The 24,833-nt window shown below is 43.6% G+C and carries 22 protein-coding genes, 1 other RNA gene and 1 pseudogene; 18 read left to right on the top strand and 6 right to left on the bottom strand.

Annotated elements, in window-relative coordinates; all coding sequences use genetic code 11:
* Positions 1 to 102: 102 nt before the first annotated feature.
* The 10 genes and pseudogenes from ssrA to V6984_RS13175 all read left to right on the top strand — a co-directional run bounded on the left by ssrA (position 103) and on the right by V6984_RS13175 (position 9,006).
* Positions 103 to 452, top strand: a transfer-messenger RNA (tmRNA) gene (gene ssrA / locus V6984_RS13220).
* 250 nt (positions 453 to 702) lie between these two features.
* Positions 703 to 1,998 carry a TrkH family potassium uptake protein gene (locus V6984_RS13215; RefSeq protein ID WP_342756091.1) on the top strand — a complete coding sequence of 432 codons (1,296 nt, stop codon included), beginning with the start codon at positions 703 to 705 and terminating at the stop codon, positions 1,996 to 1,998.
* A 10-nt stretch (positions 1,999 to 2,008) separates the two neighbouring features.
* A complete protein-coding gene (locus tag V6984_RS13210; protein ID WP_342756090.1) occupies positions 2,009 to 2,680 on the top strand; it encodes a potassium channel family protein in 672 nt (223 codons plus the stop codon).
* A 303-nt stretch (positions 2,681 to 2,983) separates the two neighbouring features.
* Positions 2,984 to 3,763 (top strand): annotated as a pseudogene (locus V6984_RS13205) (SDR family NAD(P)-dependent oxidoreductase).
* Between the two features lie 160 nt (positions 3,764 to 3,923).
* Positions 3,924 to 4,115 (top strand): hypothetical protein, encoded by a 192-nt coding sequence (locus V6984_RS13200; protein WP_342756089.1) that lies wholly within the window; start codon positions 3,924 to 3,926, stop codon positions 4,113 to 4,115.
* A gap of 114 nt (positions 4,116 to 4,229) precedes the next feature.
* Entirely contained in the window at positions 4,230 to 5,045 is an 816-nt protein-coding gene (locus V6984_RS13195; protein ID WP_342756088.1) for an alpha/beta hydrolase, read from the top strand.
* A 344-nt stretch (positions 5,046 to 5,389) separates the two neighbouring features.
* Positions 5,390 to 5,590, top strand: coding sequence for a cold-shock protein (locus tag V6984_RS13190; protein WP_342756087.1), 201 nt, complete (start codon positions 5,390 to 5,392; stop codon positions 5,588 to 5,590).
* Between the two features lie 457 nt (positions 5,591 to 6,047).
* Complete coding sequence (locus tag V6984_RS13185; RefSeq protein WP_342756086.1) at positions 6,048 to 7,919, top strand: glycoside hydrolase family 3 protein; 1,872 nt, start codon at positions 6,048 to 6,050, stop codon at positions 7,917 to 7,919.
* Positions 7,920 to 7,966: 47 nt separating this feature from the next.
* Positions 7,967 to 8,479 carry a DinB family protein gene (locus V6984_RS13180; protein ID WP_342756085.1) on the top strand — a complete coding sequence of 171 codons (513 nt, stop codon included), beginning with the start codon at positions 7,967 to 7,969 and terminating at the stop codon, positions 8,477 to 8,479.
* Positions 8,480 to 8,514: 35 nt separating this feature from the next.
* Positions 8,515 to 9,006, top strand: a complete 492-nt coding sequence (locus V6984_RS13175) for a GNAT family N-acetyltransferase (protein WP_342756084.1) — start codon at positions 8,515 to 8,517, stop codon at positions 9,004 to 9,006.
* 129 nt (positions 9,007 to 9,135) lie between these two features.
* On the opposite strand, the gene V6984_RS13170 is transcribed toward V6984_RS13175, so the two are convergent.
* Positions 9,136 to 10,275 (bottom strand): alpha/beta hydrolase, encoded by a 1,140-nt coding sequence (locus tag V6984_RS13170; RefSeq protein WP_342756083.1) that lies wholly within the window; start codon positions 10,273 to 10,275, stop codon positions 9,136 to 9,138.
* 195 nt (positions 10,276 to 10,470) lie between these two features.
* Here V6984_RS13170 and ygiD point away from each other — a divergent pair, with 195 nt between their 5' ends.
* The gene (ygiD, locus tag V6984_RS13165; RefSeq protein ID WP_342756082.1) at positions 10,471 to 11,232 is read left to right on the top strand and encodes a 4,5-DOPA dioxygenase extradiol; all 762 of its coding nucleotides are present in this window, start codon (positions 10,471 to 10,473) and stop codon (positions 11,230 to 11,232) included.
* A gap of 95 nt (positions 11,233 to 11,327) precedes the next feature.
* Here the strand turns inward: ygiD and V6984_RS13160 are convergent, their stop codons facing one another.
* The 5 genes from V6984_RS13160 to V6984_RS13140 form a co-directional block, all read right to left on the bottom strand.
* Positions 11,328 to 12,842, bottom strand: a complete 1,515-nt coding sequence (locus tag V6984_RS13160; protein WP_342756081.1) for a catalase — start codon at positions 12,840 to 12,842, stop codon at positions 11,328 to 11,330.
* 81 nt (positions 12,843 to 12,923) lie between these two features.
* Positions 12,924 to 13,580: a hypothetical protein gene (locus tag V6984_RS13155; RefSeq protein WP_342756080.1), complete on the bottom strand. Its 657-nt coding sequence runs from the start codon at positions 13,578 to 13,580 to the stop codon at positions 12,924 to 12,926.
* On the bottom strand, positions 13,580 to 13,954 hold the full coding sequence (locus tag V6984_RS13150) for a YbaN family protein (RefSeq protein WP_342756079.1): 375 nt from the start codon (positions 13,952 to 13,954) through the stop codon (positions 13,580 to 13,582). The genes V6984_RS13155 and V6984_RS13150 overlap by 1 nt, the downstream gene beginning before the upstream one ends.
* Before the next feature lie 6 nt (positions 13,955 to 13,960).
* The gene (locus V6984_RS13145) at positions 13,961 to 14,245 is read right to left on the bottom strand and encodes a DUF4491 family protein (protein ID WP_342756078.1); all 285 of its coding nucleotides are present in this window, start codon (positions 14,243 to 14,245) and stop codon (positions 13,961 to 13,963) included.
* A gap of 261 nt (positions 14,246 to 14,506) precedes the next feature.
* Complete coding sequence (locus tag V6984_RS13140; protein WP_342756077.1) at positions 14,507 to 15,271, bottom strand: glucose 1-dehydrogenase; 765 nt, start codon at positions 15,269 to 15,271, stop codon at positions 14,507 to 14,509.
* A gap of 243 nt (positions 15,272 to 15,514) precedes the next feature.
* Here V6984_RS13140 and V6984_RS13135 point away from each other — a divergent pair, with 243 nt between their 5' ends.
* The 7 genes from V6984_RS13135 (at position 15,515) to V6984_RS13105 (ending at position 24,821) form a co-directional block, all read left to right on the top strand.
* The gene (locus V6984_RS13135; RefSeq protein WP_342756076.1) at positions 15,515 to 16,198 is read left to right on the top strand and encodes a response regulator transcription factor; all 684 of its coding nucleotides are present in this window, start codon (positions 15,515 to 15,517) and stop codon (positions 16,196 to 16,198) included.
* The gene (locus tag V6984_RS13130; protein WP_342756075.1) at positions 16,195 to 17,112 is read left to right on the top strand and encodes a HAMP domain-containing sensor histidine kinase; all 918 of its coding nucleotides are present in this window, start codon (positions 16,195 to 16,197) and stop codon (positions 17,110 to 17,112) included. The genes V6984_RS13135 and V6984_RS13130 overlap by 4 nt, the downstream gene beginning before the upstream one ends.
* 472 nt (positions 17,113 to 17,584) lie before the next feature.
* On the top strand, positions 17,585 to 18,262 hold the full coding sequence (locus V6984_RS13125) for an ABC transporter ATP-binding protein (RefSeq protein ID WP_342756074.1): 678 nt from the start codon (positions 17,585 to 17,587) through the stop codon (positions 18,260 to 18,262).
* A complete protein-coding gene (locus tag V6984_RS13120) occupies positions 18,259 to 20,925 on the top strand; it encodes an ABC transporter permease (RefSeq protein ID WP_342756073.1) in 2,667 nt (888 codons plus the stop codon). The genes V6984_RS13125 and V6984_RS13120 overlap by 4 nt, the downstream gene beginning before the upstream one ends.
* A gap of 147 nt (positions 20,926 to 21,072) precedes the next feature.
* Positions 21,073 to 21,948 carry a hypothetical protein gene (locus V6984_RS13115; RefSeq protein ID WP_342756072.1) on the top strand — a complete coding sequence of 292 codons (876 nt, stop codon included), beginning with the start codon at positions 21,073 to 21,075 and terminating at the stop codon, positions 21,946 to 21,948.
* A 318-nt stretch (positions 21,949 to 22,266) separates the two neighbouring features.
* Positions 22,267 to 24,000, top strand: coding sequence for a methyl-accepting chemotaxis protein (locus V6984_RS13110; protein ID WP_342756071.1), 1,734 nt, complete (start codon positions 22,267 to 22,269; stop codon positions 23,998 to 24,000).
* 143 nt (positions 24,001 to 24,143) lie between these two features.
* Positions 24,144 to 24,821, top strand: a complete 678-nt coding sequence (locus V6984_RS13105) for a response regulator transcription factor (RefSeq protein ID WP_342756070.1) — start codon at positions 24,144 to 24,146, stop codon at positions 24,819 to 24,821.
* The last annotated feature ends 12 nt before the right edge of the window (positions 24,822 to 24,833 follow it).

Below are 24,833 nucleotides of genomic sequence, written 5' to 3'. Positions count from 1 at the left end.
TAAAATAAATTTGTTTGGATTGAATGTTACTTAAAATTGCTTTATAATAATATTAAAGAACCGAAACATCTTATGATGTTACACCGGCAAATAACTGAATAAGGGATAGTAAAGGTTTCGACAGGGGTCTTGCAGCTGGAGAAGCTATCCGCAGGCGATGCGTCAAATCGCAAAAATAAATATAAACGCTGAAGACAATTTAGCATACGCTGCCTAATGGCAGCTGTCCGACTTAGTGCACCTATACATTAAGAACCGGGCATCGACTATGTAGGAAACGACACGGGCAAAGCTTTGAGCCCGCGGGCGTATTATGAAGCTACTGAATACACCGGGGTGTCAATTTCCTGATGTAGGAGGGAATGTGGGGTAACCCGAAATAATTGACTATGATAGTAGAAGGACAGGGAATGGGTCTTTGGACGCGGGTTCGACTCCCGCCTATTCCATTTGAAATACTGACAGAAAGGTAATATCCTCTTTCAATGAAAACCGCTTTATGCGGTTTATTTTTTTGCAATCTTTCTTGCTTTTGCAGCCGTATCCGGCTGCCTTTGCAATTTCATGGCCAACGTCTTAATGCAGTATTAATGCCATCGTCGAAACCTTAAGCCAATGCTTATACCATAAATGGTATATTAATAACGCTCCATATAAGATGGAAAAGAGAAGCTTTATTCATAATACAGAAGAGGGAGTGTGATGCTATTGATAACAAGATGGTTAAATCCGGGCAGGTTTTTAGTTTTGGGATTTGCTTCTGTAATCCTGCTTGGAACGATATTGCTGCTTTTGCCTATTTCTGCGAACCCTGGCGTTACGATCCACCCTATAGACGCGCTGTTCACTTCCACAAGTGCTGTTTGTGTGACAGGACTCGTTGTCGTCGACACGGCAGATAACTTCAGTGTGTTTGGACGAACTATAGTTGCACTATTGATTCAAACCGGAGGACTGGGCATTACTTCTATCGGTGTTACATTCATTTTAGTAGCAGGGAAAAAGATTGGGCTCAGAGAGCGCGTTCTTGTGAAGGAAGCTTTAAACCTGGATACTCTTAAAGGCATAGTACAGTTGGTAAAGTCCGTTATGCTTGTGACGTTATGCTTTGAAGTTGTTGGAATGGCTCTTAGTTATATTGTGTTTTTACAGGACTATCCCCCCTTGTCGGCATTAGGAATCAGTGCCTTTCATTCCATAGCGGCTTTCAACAACTCCGGGTTTGATATCCTTGGCGGATATCAGAATCTGATTCCCTATCGAGACAATGTGTTGCTGAACCTGACGACCTGCGGACTGGTCATCTTCGGTGGTTTAGGGTTTTATGTCATTCGGGAGATACTATATAAGCGTTCTCTGCGAGACCTGAGCATGAATACAAAAATCGTTCTGACGATGACGGTATCATTGCTGGCTATTGGTACGGTCCTATTGAAACTTACGGACGATGTAACATGGTTAGGCGCCTTTTTTCAAAGTACTTCCGCAAGAACAGCAGGCTTCAGCACATACGCACCTGGAGAATTTACCTCTGCGGGACAATTTGTTTTGATTATCTTAATGTTTATCGGCGCATCGCCGGGTTCAACGGGTGGCGGTATAAAAACAACAACCGCATTTACTCTGCTGAAAAGCCTCTTTGCGTTTGCCGCCAAGCGGGATTGTACGGCTTTCCGGAGAAAAATCCCAAATGAAAGCATCATGAAGGCTTTTACCGTTACGATTCTGGCGATGATCGTTGTATGCGTCATGACTTTTCTGATTTGCATTATTGAGCCGCAGTTCACCTTCATGCAGGTTTTCTTTGAAGTCGTGTCGGGATTTGGCACAGTCGGTTTGTCAACTGGCATTACACCAGATTTGGCAGACATCAGCAAAATCCTTTTATGCCTGACCATGTTTATCGGTCGGCTCGGGCCGCTCACCATGGCGTGTATATGGGTGTACCAGCCCTCATCCAACCTTTCTTACGTGGAAGAAAGAGTAACTATAGGATAGGAGAATAATTATGCCGGGTTATAAATCGAGTATCGCTTTCGGAGTTATAGGACTGGGCCGTTTCGGATATGCCCTTGCGAAGACACTTTCCGACAATGGGAAAGAAGTATTAGTGCTTGATAACAACGAGAGCAAAGTCAAACAAATTCAAGACAAAGTACAGCAAGCCTTTGTGATTGACCAACTGGATAAACCAACGTTGGAGGAGGCCGGAATACAGAATTGTGGCACGGTCATTGTGTGTATTGGAGAACATATTGAAGCCAGTATCCTGACAACGCTCAATGTGATTGAACTGGGTGTTCCTCGTGTCATTGCAAAGGCAATCAGTGCAGAGCACGGAAGGGTATTGCAAAAGATAGGAGCGGAGGTGGTTTATCCGGAGAGGGAACGCGCTATTCGTCTTGCGAATTCACTGACAACGCCAAGGGTATTAGACTATATTGACCTCTCAAATCAATATTCGATTTCAGAGATCAGGTTGACCGAAAAGCTGCATGGAAAAACCATTTTTGAACTGAACTTTCGTAAAAAGTTCGGCCTTAATATTATTGCGATTGTCAGAGGGAATGAAACCATTATTGAGATTACACCTGACCTTCAATTGACAACAAATGATTGGGTCGCCGTTGTGGGTACAAAAGATAGCATTATAAAATTTGAACGGTATTTGACATCATGATACTGTGTAAAAAGGGGTATTCATTTCACTACTAACTACGAAATATTTAGTTAGTAGTTTTTTATGCAGCGAGCAAATATGACCATGGGCAATATCTATATTTGAGAGGAAGCTAATTTCATTGATGGTGCTGTGAAGGTGAACGATGACTTAAATAATTTGGAAGAGTTTAAATTGAATAGAATGGTAGAAGATGCTGACAGAGCAAACAAAACGATGGAGAAACTCTCAATCAGGAATACTTGAGTATTTACCAGTCACATGATCATATTGATTATTTTTTAACAAAGTGATATAATAATCATGCATTTCACTATACACATAAATAGGAGGATTGTCATGAGGTTAAAGAATAAGGTGGCTGTCATTACAGGAGCCAGTGCAGGAATGGGAAGGGCAATGGCTTTACGCTTTGCCGCAGAAGGTGCAACTGTTATTGCTGTAGCAAGACGCAAAGAGCGCTTGGAAGCTATTGCTCAAGAAGCTGAGTGCAATGGTAACATAATAGTTGCCAAGGTAGGAGACGTGTCGAACCAACAGCAGATGGAATAGATGATGGATGATGTTGTAGCAGAATATGGTCGTATTGATGTCTTGATTAACAATGCAGGTATTATGGATGAAATGACAGATGAAATGTGGCATCATATAATTGATGTGAATTTGACAGGTCCTTTTGTCCTTTGCCGTAAAGCAGTAAAACAGATGCTCAAACAGGGCTATGGCAATATTATTAATATTGCTTCTGTCGGCGGACTTCAGGGTTCGCGTGCAGGCGCGGCATATACTTCATCAAAATTTGCTTTGGTCGGGTTAACAAAAAATATTGGATTTATGTATGCACAAAAAGGAATTCGATGCAATGCAATTTGTCCTGGCGGCGTTTCCACAGAGATTAGTGAGGCGGGTATCCGCAATCCGGATCCCTTTGGCTTGGAACGTGCAATGGCAGGAATTGGAACTAATCCGCGTAATGGTGACCCTGAGGAGCTTGCCGCAGCTGCAGTATTCCTTGCATCAGATGAATCGAGTTTTGTCAATGGGACAACTCTTGTAGTTGATGGTGGCATGACAGCATATTAATAAATGAGTCTTTCAATTGATCCAGATCACCTTTCATTTTGGAACGGCGGTCTGGATTTCTTTTTGTACAAATATAGAAGAAAATTACATTTCATGATAAAATAAAAACCATATTGATTCAATATGAGAATCATGGATTAGGGGAAAGGGATGATATATTATGGTTAGAGCAATACCCAAAAGTACATTTTCTATAGTGATGAAAAATGGTGTTGATGTGATATTTATTAAAGGAAGGGAGTATACATACAAACAGTTTTCAAACAGTTTTGCTATCAAAGGGGAAAATGGAACCGCTAAATTGTCGGTCGAAGATGTTAAACATCTGTTTAGTATTAAGGAAGAAAATTGAGTTGGGATAAACACATTCCTGACAGTTAAAATAGTTTCTGATAACAACAAACTCTTCATTAGATTAGTAGCATATGAATATAATTAATTAAATGTACCATCAAGGAGCATAATTATGGGTTTTTATGTTACTACGGGAGATAATGTAAGAATATATGTAGAGGATCTTAATCCGGGATGTAAAAAGACTATTTTATTTATACATGGATGGCCTGGAGATCACAATTTGTTTGAGTACCAGTTTAATCAAATTCCGAAACTGGGTTACAGATGTATTGGAATAGACATAAGGGGGTTTGGTGAGTCTGATAGACCGTTTCAAGGTTACGATTATGCCACTTTGTCAGATGATGTGAGATATATTGTGGAGGCTTTGCGCCTGCATGACTTTACTTTGGCGGGACATTCTACTGGAGGATCAATTTCAGTAAAGTATATGGGGCGGCATAAAGGTTACGGAGTGTCTAAATTGGCACTTTTTGCTGCAGCCGCGCCAAGCTTAATAAAACTCCCCGATTTTCCTTATGGAGTGGATAAAGAAGCTATCACGCAAATGATCAAAGATACCTATAACGACCGTCCACAAATGCTACAGAATTTTGGAAATAATTTTTTCTTTCAACATATTACGGAAGCTTTTTCAGACTGGTTTTTTCAAATGGGGCTTCGGGCCGCAGGCTGGGCAACCGCTTCTGTTGAAGAAACTTGGATTAAAGAAGTATTATTCACTGATTTAGAATCCATTCGTGTGCCTACTTTGATTATTCATGGAACACATGATAAGATCGTTCCGTTTGAATTAGGTGAGGTACAAAATAAAATGATACCCAATTCCAAGCTGGTACCATTTGAATTATCAGGCCATGCGACTTTCTATGACGAGAAAGATAAATTCAATGAGGTTTTAGTGAATTTTATTGAAAATTGTTGAGAGTGAGATTGATATTCTGTTTTATAATTCAAATTTTCAATTAGTAAAAATATCTGACAAAATGTAGCGCAGCAAAAAAAGCTGCGCCATTCTGTTGATTACCGTTGTTTTTTGTTATTATAGTTTTGCCTCACGGCAGGGCAATTTTGTCGTTTCAACATATTTAACCGAAATGCTTTTTTTCACTTGACTTTTATTTTTTTCTGTGATATCTTGTAATTGTATTTTTAATAAAGTTTTGATTTCACATATTTTTTGTAAGTCATTATTGTATTGATGATTCACAAAAAATATGTGATTTTTTTAATTTTATAAAGTATATAAAAAATAAGGAGGTATCTTTTATGAATAAAGGTACAGTAAAATGGTTCAACGGACAAAAAGGATTTGGTTTCATCACTGACGAGCAGGGAGGCGATGTATTTGTACATTACTCAGGACTTACGATGGATGGATATAAGACATTGGATGAGGGTCAATCCGTAGTATTTGATGTTACAAAAGGTGCTCGTGGATTACAGGCAGTTAATGTTCGTCCGGCATAAAGAATCATTATAGAAAGACCACTTATCAGGCAGTTTTCTATAAGATAGCATAACGACAATATGTTTATGGACACCGCCAGGTGAGATGTATAAGAAAGCAAGCATAACGTTCAATCTGAACGATATGCTTGCTTTTATTTTCATTCATAGGAAAGACCTTGTTATGTTACGGTAGTAAAGCTTCGGTTTCCTATGAATGAAACAAAAAGCACTCGTGCAGGATGCGCAGCTTGGCGCGCGTCAAGCACACCTTTGATCTCATATAGAGTTTGGCAAAATAGTGTTAATTAAAAGATTGCCGTAATAGAATAATTTATGTAAAATAGTCGTAACAGCATTCACTCCTTTCATGTGTTTAATAAAATGAATTAATAAATATTAGCGGAAGAAAGAGGGACAAGAAGGGAGAAGTGCATGAACAAATAATAAATGTAGAAAAACAAAGGGGGAATTTTATATGAAGCGAAAGAGAGGAGCAATAAAAGTAATATTACTATGTGCCCTTCTGACTGCTTTGGCCGGATGCGGCACAGAAACAGAATCGGCGGCAAATGTGCAAAAAGATACTGAAAGCGTTCCTGTTCCCAGGGAAGAGGAAAGTGCAAGTATTTCTAAGGAGTCGTTGGACGAAATTATGATGCGGCTCACCACCGGGCAAAAAGCAGCACAGATGGTTCAGGGAGCTGTTTATAGCATTACAGAAGAGGATATGAGGAAATACGATTACGGTAGTGTGCTTTCTACCTTTGGTGTACCGATGGAGGCACAGGAATGGCGCGAAATTATTCTCGGCCTCCAGAAAAACGCATTGGAATCTGAAGCAGGAATTCCTTATATTTACGGCAATGACGCCGTGCACGGAGTAAATACCTGCGCGGGAACGGTTGTATTTCCTCATAATATCGGTATAGGAGCCGCTAACGATGAAGCGCTGACTTATCAGATGGGGCTGGCGGTAGCGGACGAAACAAGGCTTGCGGGAGTACTTTGGACATTTTCGCCTTGTGTTGCGGCTGCCGAAGATCCAAGGTGGGGCAGAACTTATGAAAGCTATTCTACCGAATCGGAGCTTATTAAAAAAATGGCAAGTTCTTTTTCCAAGGGCTTGATTGACGGAGGTGCACTTCCCTGCGCAAAACATTTTCTGGGAGACGGCAATACGACTTATGGCAGCGGTGAGAATTCGGACGAGACTTACCGCCTGATTGACAGGGGAAATGCACAGATGTCTGAGGCGGAGATACAGGAACAACTGGATATCTACCAAGCGATGATCGACAGTGGTGTAAAAACGATAATGATCAGTCACAGCAGCTTAAACGGTATAAAAATGCATGAAAATGAGAAATATATCATGATGCTGAAGGAAGAAATGGGATTTGACGGATTTATCGTAAGTGATTGGAATTCTATACATAATATTTCAGGGGGAAATCTGAAAGAACAGACAATCGCTGCAGTCAATGCCGGAATCGATATGCTGATGGAGGATACCTCGTATGAGGAATGCCGCAAGTATATTGTGGAGGGGGTCGAGAACGGAAATATCCCCAGGGAAAGATTTGAAGATGCGGTAAGAAGAATTATATCCGTGAAAATGGAACTTGGTATTTTTGATGATCCTATGATGGAGAATCAAAATACCCGTAAGGACCGAGCGGGTACGGAGGAGTATCGGGAACTGGCCAGAACATTGGTGGAGGAAAGCCTTGTTCTGTTAAAAAATGAAGAGGAATTACTGCCTTTAAAAAAGGGAACACGGATTTTTGTTACAGGCCCGGCAGCGGATGATACAGGTGTCCAGTGCGGCGGCTGGACGGTAAGCTGGCAGGGAGGAACTGACGCGGATAAAAACAAGAAATGGATTCCTGAAGGAAAATCAATTTTAGACGGTCTCAAAGCTCTTGCTGAGGAATATGAATTTACCGTGATAACGGATGAAAGTCAGGCATCGCAGGCAGATGTAACACTTCTATGTCTGGGAGAAAGGCCCTATGCGGAATGGGAAGGTGATAGTGAGGATATCAGTATTACAGGTAAGCTTGCGCTTGCGGGAAACAAGAAAGCGATTGAACTTGCGGATAGTCTTGGACTTCCGACAATTACCCTGCTTGTTGCGGGAAGAAATGTAATGATCGGGGAATATTTAGACCATTGGGATGCGGCAGTTATATGCTACCTGCCGGGAAGTGAAGGGGACGGGATTGCGAATGTTCTAAGCGGCAAGAAAAGTTTTCAGGGAACCTTACCGATGCCATACTATTCAGAAACCGGGGCGATCGGAACTGAGGAGGTTCTTTTTCCGGTCGGTTATGGTTTGCAATATTGACTATGATTAAGGCGATTACAGCTAATAATTGAAAGAGGAGATTTTGAATGAAAAGATTGGTTACGGAAGCGATGAGGAATCAGTTTGATTCCACCCTTCATATGGCGAATGTACTAATGAAAGTTTGTCCTGATGAGATATGGTCATCGTCCTATCATGAAGTACCTTTTTGGCAGCAGGTCTTCCACTATGTTTATTTTGTCGATTTTTGGATGAGGGAACGATATGATGAAAGTGAGTGGCGTACGAAGATTTTCGATGATGCTTATACTACGGACCTGTATGAGGGCAGCTTTGAAGGACTGTATATTTCGCGGGAAGAAATGCTGGAATATCTGGAAGCGATCCAAGCAAAAACATCGCATATATTTGACAGCCTGGACGATGAGAAATTAGGCTGTCCGGTTTACGGTGAAAATCCGCAATATACTTATGCAGATGTCATTACGGGACAAATAAGGCATATTATGTATAATATCGGTTATCTCAACGGTATATTACGACAGCTTGGAATGCCGGAATCGGATTGGTATTCTTACAACGAGCCGGAAGGCTCCTGAATAACATATGGAAAAATCGGATTGGAGACAAAAGAATGGGTATTGCGGTTAGAGAATTTACGAAAGAGGATATTCCGGCTATGCTTGGAATCTGGAACGAAGTGGTGGAGGAAGGAGTGGCTTTTCCCCAGATGGAGCTTCTCGATGAGCGGACAGGTATGGAATTTTTTGAAGCGCAGTCCTTTACGGGGATAGCGGTAGAGGAGGAGACGGATAGTGTGGTCGGTCTTTATATCCTGCATCCCAACAATATCGGCAGGTGCGGGCACATTTCCAACGCCAGTTATGCGGTAAAAGGCGGACAGCGTGGGAAGAAAATCGGAGAGATACTCGTATCCCACTGTATTGGGAAGGCGAGGGAAATCGGATTCCGGATATTACAGTTCAATGCTGTGGTAATTACCAATACTCGTGCCATTCACTTGTATGAAAAGCTGGGTTTTGTCAAGCTCGGTGTGATTCCTGAGGGATTTCTTATGAAGGACGGAAGCTATCAGGACATCGTTCCCCATTATTATAGATTGTGATTCTGACCATTTGAAAGGAAGTTAAGAAGCGGTCTGAATCTCGTTGATAAATTTGGTGTGTTTTGGTGGACAGCAATTAAAAAAAACTGCTCCGAAAAAAGTAAATACTTTTATCCGGAGCAGTTTTTATTATTCGTTAAAATTCAAAGAGCTGGAAAAGAAAGGAACGAAGTATGTCCCGATATAGTCCTCCGGAATAGTATGTCCCATCTGCAGTTCTATCAGTGGTTCATCGAATCCGTTTTCTTCTAATAATTCACAGAAGTATTTAGCACCATCCAGCATCAAAGGATACGGGTCCTGAGCGCCATATATAATCTGTATGTTATTAAGAGGTTTATTTAGTGCCAAATAGTCACTTATTTTTTGGTCTAGATGACCAAAACCGTCCAGCCATTTTTCGCATAAGGCATTATCCTCTGGAGAGCCGTCTAAAACGGGTACATTATAAAGGGATTCTGCTTTTGGGTCAGGAGCAAAAGCCCGACCGTAAGCTGTTAAAAAGTCTGGAGTAGCATTCCACCCATTCAAGGCTTCCGGCAAATCTTCATCTTTTAATAAGCCTGGACTGATAGCCTGAACGCAGGAAAAAATATCGGGATGCCGAAGTGTTAAATTAATACATGAAAATCCTCCGCTGGAAAATCCAGCAGCTCCTCTGGAGGAGGCATCTGCAATCGTACGGTAGTTTTCATCCACAAAAGGAACAATCTCCGTAGTTACGTAATCCTCCCAGAGGCCGGTGACCTCTGAATTCACATAGAAAGAGAAATTGTCTCTGACTGTCCGACCGTCCACCTCAACAACGATTAATTCCTTATCCGGGTCTGCCTGCATATATTGAGCAAAAGCCTCCCAATCCCTGTAAAAGGTATGTGGAGTTAAGCCTAACCCGTGAAAAAAGTAAACCACGGGATAACGCTTTTCGCTGTCATAATAACTGGCAGGAAGATATATGTTCAGTGTTTTGTCAGGATTGCTTCCGTCAACTGCATTTTTAAGCAGCTCAGAAGAATACTTAATGGTTAAACGATACTCGGCTGCCGGAAGTTTTACCGGCGGTAATTCAGGTTCGGCCTCCTCGACGGTGGAACTTTCAGCGATTGGTTCGTCGATCGGCTCGGATGCAGTGGCTTCTTCGGTAGCTGGAAGTGCAGAGACTTCCTCCGCGGCTGCACTATCAGTCTGTGACGCGGATTGGTTTTGACAGCCGGTGAAGAAAAAAGTAAACAAGATACAGCTTAATAATACGGTAAACCTACATTTCATATGTTTCCTCCTTTTAATATAGTGTGTTTTGTTTATCCTATTATAATATAAATAATGAATATTGAAAATAAATGAATGCTTTTACGCGATAATTTTTTATCGCTATTTCAAGTGAAAGATGATTCTGGATATAAAATGATAGATATGCTATACTCAATGCAAGAAAAGAAAGAAGGGGTGACAAATATGAGTCGAATGCCAACATTGTTTGTAGGACATGGTTCTCCTATGAATGCGATCGAGGAGAATCAATTTGTGGAGGAATGGAAGCATATTGGAAGCCGGATTCCCGAGCCGAAAGCGATTTTAGCGGTTTCGGCACATTGGTATACTAAGGATACCCGGATTATGACAGAAGAAACGGCTAGTACGATTTACGATATGTATGGATTTCCGAAGGAGCTTTATGAAATTGTCTACAATGCCAAGGGAGCTCCGCATTTCGCCCGGCTGGCGAAATCTATGATCAGCGCGGATGTTGTAGAAGATAATTCCTGGGGTTATGACCACGGAACATGGTCTGTTCTCCACAGAATGTATCCGGAGGCGGATATCCCTGTATTTCAGCTTAGCGTGGATAGAAATGCGACTGTAGAGCAGCATTATAAGATCGGACAGGAGCTGTCCGGACTCAGAGAGCAGGGGGTATTGATATTCGGAAGCGGGAACGTAGTCCATAATCTGTCGAGAGTCAATTGGGAGATGGAGGGCGGCTATTCCTGGGCGGAAGAGTTCGACGATTACATTATAGAGAATATTCTGGCGCGAAGGGACGAGGCTGTGCTTGATTATGAGAAGGCGGGAAGCAGCGCACAGTTGGCATTTCCTATTCTGGATCACTTCGCACCGCTTCTGTATGTGCTCGGAGCAGCAAAGGAAGAGGATGAGATAACCGTATTCAATAAGGCCTGCGTTTTGGGAAGCCTATCCATGACGGGATATTTGTTTGAATCATAAGTGTGGGAAAAGGAGGATGCCCCTTAAGTCATTTTATGACTTCGGGGACACCCTCCTGTCTTTATTCAGCGTGTTTTAATGAAAGCTATAGAAGCTTACATTTCGGGAGAGATCGTAGCATTGATCAGGCCGTTGTTGTCCAGTTTGGACAGCTCCTTTACTTTTTCGATGTCGAGTCCCATCGCTTCTGTTATTCGTTCACCATACTCGGTATCTGCCAGATAGCAGTGTACGGCATGGCGGTATTTAATATTATTGGTAACGGGGGCAATGTCGGCAGCAGTATTTTCAATGAGAAGCTGCTTTTTATCTTCTGTAAGAATCCTCCACAGATTGCCTCCGGCACGGAAGTTATCGTCTGTAGGGTCATCTTTGGGATCGTAACGCCACATAGCTCCTTCGATATCCAAAGGCGGCTCCGACACTTCAGGCTGAGCCGTCCAGTAGCCGTAGCTGTTGGGAGAGTAAGCGGGAGCACCGCCATAATTACCGTCTGTGCGCATCGCACCGTCCCGGTGATACTCGTTGACCTCAACCCGGGCACGGTTAACCGGAATATGGTTGTGGTTCACGCCAAGGCGGTAACGCTGTGCATCGCCGTAAGCGAACAGACGGCCCTGCAGGAAGCGGTCGGGAGAAAATCCGATGCCGGGTACTACATGGGCGGGGGTAAATGCAGCCTGCTCCACCTCTGCGAAATAATTTTCAGGATTCCTGTTAAGCTCCAGTATGCCGACCTCGATCAAAGGAAATTCCTTATGCGGCCAGATTTTTGTAATGTCGAAGGGATTCTCGTAGTGATTTTGGGCCTGTTCTTCCGTCATGATTTGTACATACATCGTCCAGCGAGGATAATCGCCTTTTTCAATGGATTCGAAAAGGTCCTTTCCATGGTATTCCCGGTCCATGCCATTGATTTTTTCGGCCTCCTCATTGGTAAGACACTTGATTCCCTGTTTGGTATGCAGATGGAATTTGCACCATACCCTTTTGTTTTCTGCGTTATAGAAGCTGAAGGTATGTTCGCCGAAAACGTGCATATGGCGGAAGGAAGCAGGAATTCCGCGATCGGACATGACGATGGTGCGCTGGTGGAAGGTTTCCGGTAGAAGCGTCCAGAAATCCCAGTTGTTCTGCGCGCTGCGCCTGCCGGTACGAGGATCTCTTTTCACGGCGCGGTTCAAGTCGGAAAAGTTATGTACATCGCGGATGAAGAAAGTAGGAGTATTATTTCCGACCAAGTCCCAATTTCCTTCTTCGGTATAGAATTTGCAGGCAAAGCCTCTGATGTCTCTTTCGCAGTCGGCAGCGCCCCGTTCTCCGGCAACGGTAGAGAAACGGACGAAAACGTCAGTTTTATGTCCGGGCTGCAATACCTTGGCTTTGGTAAATTCGGAGATGTCGCCCGTAACCGTAAAGTCGCCGTAAGCGCCCCACCCCTTTGCATGCATGCGGCGTTCGGGAATGACCTCACGGTTAAAATGAGCCATTTTTTCCAATAGCCATACATCCTGCATTACCACGGGACCGCGAGGGCCGACGGTGATGGCGTTTTCGTTATCGGGAATCGGTGCGCCGACCTCGTTTGTTAATTTCTTATACTGTTCCATAGTTTCGCTCCTTTCGATATTGATTTTTGTATGATCAGCCGCATAGGTTCATGCGTTTGATTTCATGGGGAGGCATATGGCTTAGAACTTCAAGCACATGAGTAGTATCCATAGATAGCAGCAGGTTTTTGGCAGCATCAGCATGCCGAGCTTTGAGTTCTCATTGGACCACAGCACTACAGGGAGATAGAAGCCGAAGCTTAAGGCAATAGCAAGCCACATACTGCCTGCCGCAGGAACAACGCCCACGTGAATGGCAAAGAGCAGGGCGACAGCTATACCCAGAAGAAAAAAGGGAATATTCCGGTAAATGCCAAAGCGTACCGGAGGGTAGCGGTCCGTCCAACGATTCTGCGGAAGCAGACAAAGCAGTATCCGAAGGATGGCGAGTATGTAAACAGGGAGCGACAGAAGAAACGACGCATCCGGCAGAAACAGCAAGAGACCGATTTGCCATAGAAAAAGATAAAATACAGTCATCGTGATTGAAGTGATGAGTTTGCCGATTCCCAGCGCCTTTGTGAGGCGCTCTTCTTTACCGGTAAGGATAGCGCAGATGCGGGGCAGGAGATGAAAGCTGTCCCCGATTGCCAGCACAAGAGCCATACTTCCTGCAAGAATACGGACCGATGAATTGCCGGTACGCAGAAGGTAAATACCAATAGTAAAAGCGGATAACAAATAAAAAATATCGAAGGGAGCCTCTATTCGTCCGAACACTCGTTTTTTCTTTTGCATTATTTTCTATCTCCTTTTGGCTTGGCAATCCAGAGAATGTGTATCGTTACACAGCTTCCCACGACAATGAGAAGAAGGGTGAGCCAAAGCCGTCCGATGAGGAACATGGACACGAGCAACATTCCCCAGAGGAAAACGAGGCTCTTGATCACAGTCCTGCGAGGCAGGCCGTTCCCTTTTTGATAGTTTTCGATATATTCCCGGAAAAAGGGAATCCGAAGAATCCTCTCCCTAAGTTTCGGAGTACCGGTTAAACAGGCTGCTCCTAACAAAACAAAAGGTGTGGTAGGCAAGATCGGCAGAAAAACTCCGATTAGCCCCAATGCCAGAAAAAGAAAACCTAATGCAGTCAACAGAATGATGCGGATGCGCATGGGCAGCTACTCCTTTTTATCGTGTTCTTTTTTTATATGCTTAGGGTTTGCAGGAAACCATCCTTTGCGAACTCTCTCGGCCTGCTCTTTAAGTTCGATTACCGACCAAAGCATGGCGCATCCCAATACTGCAAGAGATCCGGATAAAATGATTTGCGAAAGGAATAAAGAGGATATGCAGCATATTAACCCGAGAATGAGAAATACGGGCCATATACGAATAACTATAGGGTGAAACAAGCCAATGATTAAAAAGGCTATAATACCGATAATAATGCCAGACCAATGCATAAGTATCCTCCTCATTATTAATATTAAGAGTCATTACTGTTAATATAAATTTACCTAAATGAGTTTAATTTATCAATAAATAAATATATTTTGACAAAAAATGCGAAATTCTAATTATTTACTATTTGAATTGTATTTATAAATTTGAAAAAGTATGCAATGCAGATTTTGCGATTTTTAATGAAGAAGCGGCGCGCCACAACTGAATTCAGCCGTGATGCACCGCTCCCTATCCATAATATCTGTATATAAGTAAAGATTCTAAATGGATGTCCATCCGCCGTCTATCGTCAAAAGCTGTCCTGTCGTATAGCTGGAAGCATCGGAAGCGAAATAAACGATAGCTCCGTCCAGTTCTCCGGCTCTTCCGGCTCTTCCCATAGGGCAGTAAGCCTTGATTACCTGCTTGAAATCCTCGCTTTCTACAAAGCTATCGGTAAGCTCGGAAGGAAAATAAGCAGGCCCGATAGCATTGACCGTAATATTATATGGTGCCCATTCATTCGCCAATTCCTTTGTAAGCATGGCTACTGCGCCCTTGGAAGCGCAATAGGAACTGATCTTAAGGCCCGGCATAGCTACTGTACTGTGGATAGAGCCGAGATTGATGATTTTACCATATTTACGTGCAACCATCCCTCTTCCGAATTCCCTGCTCACATAATAAACGCTGTTGAGATTCAGGTCGATGACTCGTTTCCATTCGTCGTCCGTCTGCTCTTCGGCGGCTACAGAGCCTCCGGTACCGGCATTGTTTACAAGAATATCCACCTTGCCGAAGAAATTTTCAATTTGTGCGACAGATCGTTTAAGCTCGTCCATCTTTGTGACATCACATGGAACGGAGAGACAGCGAACGCCTAACTGCTCGATTTCCTTCTGCACATCCGTAAGCTTTTCTGCTCTTCTGGCCATCAGTGCCACATCGGCGCCCTGCCTTGCCAGGGCTTTGGCAAACTGTACGCCCAGTCCTGAGGAGGCCCCCGTAATTACTGCGGTTTTTCCAGTTAAATCGAATAGACTCATAAGATCCTTCCTTTCTTTTCATTTGCTGCAGAGTTAATAGTAGCCGGGTAGGCTGAAAAAGCTTTCCCTATAACATAACTATGGCCTTGGGGGCAGGATAAGTCAAGAGTAAAGCGTCGATAAAAAATATCGATAGAAGTTTTTTCAATGTGTTATACTATATGTATATTGGAAAATCATGCCCATGAAATAGAGAAAAAGAAGGAGTTTTTATTTGAGAAAATGTATGTTAGAGGGAAGAATATGAAGAATATACTGATCATTGAAGACGACCGTGTCTTGAGCAACGGTATTTCGTTGACGCTAAAAAGCGAGGAATATCATATTGAACAGAGCTTCGACTTGAATTCTGCGAGGCAAGCACTTTTAAAGGAGCATTTCGAGCTTTTGATTTTAGATATTAACCTGCCGGATGGCAATGGACTGGATTTTTTAAAGGAATTCAGACAAATGCAGGAGGCAAAGGTGATTTTACTGACAGCAAACGACATGGAGACCGATATCGTCCTGGGACTTGAAATGGGAGCGGACGATTATATCACTAAGCCATTTTCTCTGGCTGTGCTGCGGGCGCGGGTAAACAGTCAGCTCAGGTACAGGTCGCAGCGCATGGGCGAAGTAGTGATTGTGTCTTCCTTCCGCTTTGATTTCGAAAGAATGGAGTATTGCAAGGGCGGTACGTCTATTGAACTGAGCAAAACGGAACAGAAACTTTTGCGCATTCTTGTGCTGAATCGCGGCAAGATCCTTTCACGATCCGAGCTGGTAGATCGCATATGGACGGACGGAGCGGAATACGTGGATGAAAATGCTCTTTCCGTTACAATTAAGCGCCTGAGGGATAAGGTGGAGGAGGATTCCTCGAAACCTCAATATATCAAAACAGTGTATGGAATCGGGTATATTTGGGAGGATAATGGAAAATGAATAAATGGTTTCTTTTTTTGTTAGTTCTTTCGCTCGTATTTTTTGCGCTTTCCCTCGTATTGGCTGTTTATACGGCTCATAAAAATACGAAAATAATGAATCGGTTAAGATCTATGCTGGATATGGCAGGAAACGGAACTTTTTCGGAATCTGTTTTTGACGAAAGTCTCCTTTCAGCCGTGGAGGAGAAAATGGCGGACTATTTATCGTCATCGGAGGTATCCGCTAAGAATCTGGCGCAGGAAAGGGATAAGATTAAAGCCCTCATCGCGGATATTTCCCACCAGACAAAAACACCTATCTCTAATATCCTGCTTTATTCTCAGCTGTTGAAGGAGCAGGAGCTGCCGGAGGAAAGCATGCCCTGCGTAGAGGCGCTGAGTGCACAAGCACAAAAATTAGCCTTTTTAATCGATTCACTCATTAAAACTTCCCGTTTGGAATCGGGAGTCTTTGTCCTTTGTCCTAAAATGCAGGAGGTGGAGCCCCTTTTTAATAAAGTGCTTGCACAGGCTTTTTCACAGGCGAAGGAAAAGGGGGTGCTGCTCACGGTGGAAGAAACGGAGGGCGCTGCCTGCTTCGATTTGAAATGGACGGCGGAGGCACTTTATAACATCGTGGATAATGCGATTAAGTATACGCCGGGCGGAGGCCGGGTACGGCTTAGTACGGCGCGGTACGAGCTTTTTTTTCGAATAGATGTAAGCGACAACGGCATAGGCATTGCAGAAGAGGAACAGTCCTCAATATTTGGTCGTTTTTACCGTTCTGCTGCAGTCCATGATATCGATGGAGTGGGAATCGGTCTTTATTTGGCAAGACAGATCATTGCAGGACAGGGAGGTTATCTGAAAGTAAAGTCTTTGCTGGAAGAAGGAAGTACTTTTTCTGTATTTTTGCCAATGGGACAGTAAAATCTTTCAAAACTGTTAGATTCTTATATCGGCTGGAAAGATTGTGGAAAGATTGTTGTGGTATAGTCTGTATTGTAGAAATACGATACGGACTTTTTTATGTAATAGGATTAGGTTGTCAAAAGGTCCTTTTGCGAACGTCTCTAGGCAATATGCTCAAAACAAAAAGACTCCTGCGCCGAATTCCAATATATAAGAAGTTCTAATTCTCAGTCTATTCGCGCCAAACATGCCAGAAAACAAAAAACTCGCTGCGCTCAAACAGTTTTGTTTTCTGTTATGGCTCAAATATCCAGAGAAAGAACTTCTAAATATTTACATAGGCGCAGTCGTTCTTTTTGTTTTGGTCATATTGACCAGAATGTATTTATAAAGGATCTTTTGACACCCTAATTGTAATAGGAAAGTGCTCCTATTACATAAAAATGGATGCACAGTTTTTGTTCTATATCGAAAGGAGTAAATATAAAGGATGACAATATTAGAAACGCGGAACTTGAGAAAAATTTATGGCAGCGGAGAGATGGAGGTACATGCGCTGGATGGCGTGGACTTCCGTGTGGAAAAGGGAGAATTCGTGGCGGTGGTGGGAACCTCCGGCAGCGGCAAGTCCACACTGCTCCACATGCTTGGAGGGCTGGACAGACCTACCTCCGGAAGTGTGACGGTGGACGGCAAGGATATTTTTACGCTGAAAGATGAAGAACTTACGATCTTCAGGAGACGAAAAATTGGATTCGTGTTTCAGAATTATAATCTTGTACCGGTATTGAATGTTTATGAGAACATTCTCCTGCCCGTTCAGCTGGACGGGAATGTGCCGGACCAGGATTATGTGACCAGTATTATCGATACTCTTGGGCTTAGCTCCAAGCTTCAGAACTTGTCCAATAACCTCTCTGGAGGGCAGCAGCAGCGTGTTGCCATTGCCAGAGCTCTGGCGGCAAAGCCTGCGATTATTCTGGCCGACGAACCCACCGGCAATCTGGATAGCCGTACCAGCCAGGATGTTATGGGCTTATTGAAGGTAACCAGCCAAAAATTCAGTCAGACCATTGTGATCATAACCCATAACGAAGAAATTGCGCAGATGTGTGACCGGATCATCCGAATTGAAGATGGAAAAATCATAGGCGGTGTTCGGGTATGATGAAGGTGAAAAATAAAAAAACAATTTTTAGTTTGTCTTTAAAAACCTTAAGAGCAAATTATACGAGAAATATTATTGCGGTGGCGGCGATAGTGCTGACGACAGTATTATTCACCTCACTGTTTACCATTGCCATGTCAATTAACCATTCTTTTCAGCAGGCGAACTTCCGTCAGGCGGGTGGATGGAGCCACGGGACATTCAAGTATATGACCAGAGAGCAGTTCGAGGAGATAAAAAGCGATCCTCTCATTAAGCAGTACGGGTTGCGTCGTTTTGCAGGAATGGCGGAAAGCGAACCTTTCCTTAAATCTCATGTGGAAATTGGATACAGCGACGCAAAGCAGGCACACTGGATGTACTGCGACCCGGCAGAAGGCCGGCTGCCTGCCGAGAACAGCAATGAAGCCGCCACCGATACACGTGTGCTGGAATTGCTTGGTATCGAGCCGGTATTGGGAAACGAGTTTACCATGACTTTTGATGTGGACGGTACTGAGGTAACGGAAACCTTTGTACTGAGCGGCTGGTGGGAATATGACGAGGCGATTATCGCAAACCATGTTCTTATCCCCCACAGCCGCGCACAGGCTATCTATGATAACATTGGAATAGGAAGCGGCATAGGCGATGACGGCATGACAGGCTCATGGAATCTGGACGTTATGCTGGGCAGTTCACTGCACATTGAACAGGATATGAACAAAATCCTTGCCGGTCACGGTTATCAGACAGAAAGCCGCTCGGCGGAGGATAGGGATAACTATATTGCAATAGGTGTAAACTGGGGCTACACCGGCTCACAGCTTGCTGATAATATGGATTTCATCACCGTTGTTGCAATCGTGGGGCTTCTGTTGATCATTACCTTTACGGGTTATCTGATCATTTATAACGTATTTCAGATTTCAGTTTCAAATGATATCCGTTTCTATGGACTGCTGAAAACCATCGGCACCACCGGACGGCAGATCAGGCGCATCATCAGGCATCAGGCACTTTTGCTGTCTCTGTTCGGGATTCCCTTTGGACTGCTGATTGGCTATGGCGTGGGAGTTCGGCTGACACCTGTGATTTTGTCCCAGCTCAACGGTGTCGTACAGGATGCGGTATCGGCAAGTCCGCTGATTTTTATTGGCTCTGCACTTTTTGCGTTGGTTACAGTGATGATTTCCTGCCGCAGACCGGGGAGAATGGCGGCAAAAGTATCGCCTATAGAGGCGGTTCGCTACACCGAGGGGACGGCGAGTAAAAAAGCGATACGCGAGTCGCAGTCAGGTGCGTCTCTGCTCAAAATGGCATGGGCAAATCTGGGGCGAAGCCGGGGAAAGACAACCGTCACCGTTGTTTCCCTTTCTCTGGCAGCTTTGCTGCTCAACATGACGGTTACTTTTACGAATGGTTTTGATATGGATAAATATCTGTCCGATATGGTTTCAGATTTTATCGTGGCGGATGCGGGATATTTTCAGACAGGAGCACTTTGGAGTGCCGACAGGGCACTGCCCGAAGTTGCCATCTCCAGTCTGGAAACCCGGCCGGGCGTGGAATCAGGAGGGCGGGTCTACGGCATGACCGGGCCGGCAGAAGAATTTGTCACCGAGGATTATTATCGAGCCATGTATGGGGCGTGGAATGATCAGGAAACTCTGGACTACCTTGTTGCCGCTGCGGATAAAAATGATGCAGGGCTGTTAGCTGACCGGGTGCAGCTTTACGGTATGGAGCAATATACGCTCGATAAGCTGACAGTACTGGAGGGTGATTTGTCCAGGCTCTATGAGCCGGGAGGACGTTATGTTGCGGCAGTCTATTCCGAGGATGACTACGGCAATCCCCTGATGGATTCTCATTGGGCAAAGCTTGGCGATAATATAACGTTGCGTTATGTGGAAGAGTACGAATATTACGACCCGGATACGGGCGAAATTCTTGATTTTGAAAATATTACCGATGATCAGAATTATTACTACCGGGCAAAAGTGTATCAGAATGTTGAGTATGAGGTGGCGGCACTGGTCATTGTGCCGAACTCCCTCAGCTACCGCTATTATGGCGCAGATGAGTTTGTTATGAACGAACGGACGTTTATTCAAGACAGCGATACCAGTAATGTGATGTATTATGCCTGCGATGTCAAGGATGAAAGCATTGACGGCATGGAGGCCTTTTTATCCGATTTGACCAATAATAGGATGCCACAGTTCGATTATGAGAGCAAGGCGACATATGCTGCGGAGTTCGATTCCTTTCGGAATATGTTCCTGATGCTCGGAGGTATTCTGAGCTTTATTGTCGGGCTTGTAGGAGTACTCAATTTTCTCAACGCAATTTTGACCGGAATTCTCACACGGCGCAGGGAGCTTGCGATGCTTCAGTCCATCGGCATGACCGGCAGGCAACTGAAAGCCATGCTGATTTGGGAGGGACTGTATTATGCTTTGGGTGCAGTCGCCGTATCGCTCATGCTCAGTCTCGCTGCTGGCCCCTTGTTATCCAGAGTATTGGAGAATACATTTTGGTTCTTTACCTATCGGTTTACTGTTTTACCCATATTGGCGCTTGCGCCGATCTTTACAGCGCTGGGTATTGCAGCGCCGCTGGTTGTGTATTGCACTGTCGCCAGACGCTCTGTTGTCGAACGGCTGCGTGAAACGGAATAGCTGATGATATATTTTTTAAAACACATTGAGATTTGAAAGTCTGTATGATATATTACAAATTAGGATATGAAGTAAAAAATACTGGTAAGAATAAGGGAAAATAAGAAACAAACGAATGAATGAAAGGGTTTGAAAAGGAGAGGAGTTATGAAAAGCAAAATAGGCAGCGTTGTATTAATTTCTTTGGGGATTTTGCTGGCAGGGTGTGGTAAAGAGACGGAGGAAATAGGCGAGGAGACAGTAACAACGGTGGAGGAAAGCGTTGCGGCCAATTTGACTGAAGACGATAGGGAAGATTTGGCAGAGAGTCAGGAAGCGGAGGAGCCGGAAACGGTTTCGACAATAATCGAGATAGAAAATCCCTCATGGGATTATTATATCGAAGGAGAAGCGGTGTCTGTTACTTCACCTTTAAAGCTTGTTAAGCTTACGGAAGAGGCGAATGAGATTACGGATACAGAAAAGTGGTTTGCCGAAAACGATTTAAGTCTGACGGAAGTGGGAGACGAGAGATACTTCTGTGAGATCAATTCTCCTTATGACAGTGAGGAGCGCAGTATCCAGGTAACAGACAGAGAAAGCGGCGAAAGCTTTACGGTTGATCTCGAAGGGTTTAGGTATGCGGACGATTTTTCGGAAGCTGACGAATCTTTTGTGGAGCAGATCATACGTTATGCAAAGGCTGAGAATGGCGTTTTATATTTTTCAGTCGGACATCTGACCTATGCCGGGTTCTCTCCTCATAATGCCTATGTAGCAGCAGTTGATTTGACGGAGAAAAAGCTTTTGTGGAAGAGTGAACCGCTTGTAAGCAATGCGAATAACTTTGTGATTGCGGGGGATGTGCTGCTTTGCGGCTATGGGTTTACGTCGGAGCCGGATTATTTGTATCAGCTGGATTTGACGTCTGGGAAAGTGATTGAGGAAATTCCTTTAAAGTCTATGGCAGATTATCTTATTTTGAAGGATAATATTTTGTATGTAAGAACATATAATACGGATTATACGTTTCAGGTGGAGTAAGCAGGCAGGAGTGAACTTTTAGCTGCCGCAGCACCGGATAAAGGCTCCTCCGGCCTGCGAAACATCGCAGTAAGTTGTGGCTGCTTCGTGTTTCTCTGTTAGGAAATAATAATCAGGTAATAAAAGAATAGGGTAAATAAAAAAACTGCTACCGTCTGGTAAGCAGTTTTTTTATATAAAGAAGGGAAATATTATGAGGAAGATAATAGAAAATTATATCTTTATATACATCAAAATGATATAATATTACTAATAATATTTTTAAAATACGTAAGATGCTTCGGATTTATGAGGTATAAGGAAGGGGTGTGAATTATTATGAATTCACAAAAAACAAAGGAAGGTTCCGCTGTGCGGAATGGAAACCTAAGAGTAGGCGTGCTCAGTTCAATACGGACAAAGATAGTACTATTGCTGATAGGAGCTATTATACTGACAACAGGTATCTATCTGTGGACAATCATCCCTCTGATAAAAAGCGATTATTCGGCGGTAACTCATAACTACATGAACGATGTAGCGAATTCCTATGGGGAAATGCTGGATTTGGCGATGAACGGAGGGGAAGATATTTTAAATGCGGATAATATGAAGGAGCTCATAGGTGATATTTCGATTAACGATATAAGCTCGAGCTATGCATATGCCGTGAATGCGGAAGGAATTATGCTTTATCATCCTACGGCGGAGAAGATCGGTCAGCCGGTGGAAAATGAAGTAGTGAGTAATCTGGTCACACAGCTGGCAAAGGGAGAGGTTCCTGAGCCGGATGTAGTAGCTTATGAATTCAATGGAGTTATGAAATATGCAGCCTATTACATAGGCACGGATGCGAAATATATTCTGGTTATTACCACGGATGAAGACGAGATTTTTGCTCCAATTAACGACATTATAGAAAGATGCATTTATACCGGAATTGCCATATTGATTGCAATCTCGATTTTGGGCTTTTTTGTAACTGATTTTACGGTAAAGCCCATCAATCGAATCACCTCCGTTATTGCGAAGCTGTCGGATATGGATTTTACGGAGAACGATTACCAGATAAAGTTAAACAAACGAAGGGATGAAACCGGAAGTATGAGCCGGGCGATTTCCAGCCTGAGGGAACAGCTTAGGGAAATGGTATCGGAGATAAAGCAGCTTAGCGAAGAGATTTTCCGCTCTGCGGATACCTTGAGCGCAGGAGCAAAGAATACGGCGGAGACTATGGGGGAAGTGGAAAAGACCGTTGCAGAAATTGCTCAGGGGGCTACCTCCCATGCGCAGGAAACGCAAAGGGCAACGGAAAACGTTATCCTCATGGGCAGTATGGTAGAGGAAACGAATGCGCAAGTCGAGGGCTTGAAGGGCAATGCGGAGTCGATGAGAAGTTCCAGCGACGAAGCGGTGAATATCTTAGGGCATTTGGAGGAAATCAATAAGAAAACGCAGGATTCCATCGATACAATTTATGAACAGACGAATACCACTAACGAATCGGCTGTTAAAATACGTGAGGCCACAGCTATTATTACATCGATTGCCGAAGAAACTAATCTGTTGTCTTTAAATGCGTCCATCGAAGCGGCGAGGGCAGGCGAACAGGGCCGGGGCTTTGCAGTGGTAGCAGCTCAGATACAGAAGTTGGCGGAGCAGTCGGATGAATCGGCAAGGCAGATAGAGATGATCGTAAGTTCCCTTATCAGCGATTCGCAGGATGCGGTAGAGACGATGAATTCGGTAAAAGAGGTCATCGGTCAGCAGAGTGAAAATGTCAATAAGACAAATGATGTCTTCAAGCAGGTCAAAACGGGCATAAGCAATTCGGCAGTCGGAGTGACGGCTATTGCCGACAGAACAAAGCAATTGGACGAAGCGCGTGTAAGCGTTGTGGATATTGTGCAGAACCTGACGGCTATTGCGGAGGAAAATGCGGCCAGCACGGAGGAAACCTCCGCGTCGGTAACAGAGGTAAGTGCTATAATTGGTGACATTTCTGATAATGCGGAACGGTTGAAGGAGATTTCCGATAAACTGGAAGAGCATATGGAAATATTCAAACTATAAAATATACATATTTTAACAACAAAGGGAGGTGAAGGCTTCCCTTTGTTATATTATAATAATATATGATATAAAAAGTGCTTCACAATTTTTACATATTTATTGGTTATACTGAGAAATAATGAATAGGAAGGAACGGCGATATTATGGACAAGCTGAAAATTTTGGTTGTAGATGATGAAAGCAGAATGAGGAAGTTAGTCAAAGATTTTCTTGTTAAAAATAATTATGATGTGATAGAGGCGGAGGACGGAAGTGACGCTCTCGATATTTTTTTTGAACAGAAGGATATTGCGCTCATCATTCTGGATGTTATGATGCCTAAGATGGATGGCTGGGAAGTGTGCCGGGAAGTGAGAGAATATTCTAAAGTCCCTATCATTATGCTTACGGCAAAAGCGGATGAGCGGGATGAATTGCAGGGGTTCCAGCTGGGAGTGGATGAATATATTTCAAAGCCCTTCAGTCCTAAGATACTGGTGGCGAGAGTAGAAGCTATTTTACGCCGGACCAATCAGACGAATACGGATGAAGTCATGGAGGCCGGCGGTATTCAGATGAACAAGGCCGCACACATCGTTATAATCGATAATAAAGCGATAGATTTAAGCTATAAGGAATTTGAGCTCCTCGCTTACTTTATGGAAAACAGAGGTATAGCTCTTTCCAGAGAAAAGATTTTAAATAATGTCTGGAACTATGATTATTTCGGCGATGCGCGGACAATTGATACCCATGTAAAAAAGCTGAGAAGCAAGATGGGGGAGAAGGGCGATTTGATAAAAACGATATGGGGAATGGGTTATAAATTCGAAACGGAGTGAAAAAGCAGTTAA

Origin of the sequence: Kineothrix sp. IPX-CK, assembly GCF_039134705.1 — a bacterium.
Classification (GTDB): Bacteria; Bacillota; Clostridia; order Lachnospirales; family Lachnospiraceae; genus Kineothrix; species Kineothrix sedimenti.
The sequence above is the reverse complement of the archived record's forward strand: the minus strand, read 5'-3'. Positions and strand labels throughout refer to the sequence as shown.